This is a genomic window from Mesorhizobium sp. M6A.T.Ce.TU.016.01.1.1, from assembly GCF_003997065.1.
Classification (GTDB): Bacteria; Pseudomonadota; Alphaproteobacteria; order Rhizobiales; family Rhizobiaceae; genus Mesorhizobium; species Mesorhizobium mediterraneum.
The window spans coordinates 1-602 of the sequence record NZ_RZTJ01000102.1 but is presented as its reverse complement, the minus strand read 5'-3'; the positions used below and the strand labels follow the sequence as shown (position 1 = coordinate 602).

Annotated in this window: 1 protein-coding gene; it reads right to left on the bottom strand. The window is 63.1% G+C overall.

Annotated features, from left to right (window positions below; translation table 11 throughout):
* Positions 1 to 602 (bottom strand): ATP-binding cassette domain-containing protein (locus EOC94_RS33430; RefSeq protein ID WP_127295882.1); only part of this gene is annotated, 602 nt, incomplete at both ends.

Sequence of the window (602 nt, the reverse complement as noted above, 5' to 3'; positions counted from 1 at the left end):
GCACGTCACCGGTCAGTACGATGCGCTCGCGCTTGCGCTCCTTCTCGGGATTGGCGAGCGGCACCGCCGACAGCAGCGCCTGCGTGTAGGGATGCAGCGCCCTCGAATAGAGTTCGGCCGCAGGTGCGATCTCTACGATCTTGCCGAGATACATCACCGCGACCTGGTGCGAGATGTGGCGCACGACCGAAAGATCATGTGCGATGAACAGATAGGATGTGCCGAAGGACTGCTGAATATCCCTGAGCAAATTGAGCACGCCAGCCTGCACTGAAACGTCGAGCGCCGAAACCGGTTCGTCGAGGATCACCACTTGCGGGTTGAGCGCAAGCGCGCGGGCGATGACCACGCGCTGGCGCTGGCCGCCGGACAGTTCATGCGGATAGCGCTTGCCGTGATCGGGATTGAGCCGCACGAGTTCGAGCAATTCGGCGACGCGCGCCCGGCGGTCGGCCGCCGACATGTCGCTCATGCGCAAAGGCTCGGCGATGTTGTCGGCGATGAGCATGCGCGGATGCAGCGACCCGTACGGATCCTGGAAGACCAGCTGGATGTAGCGCCGCATCAGGCGCATGTCTTCGTGGTTGAGGGCGAGCAAGTTC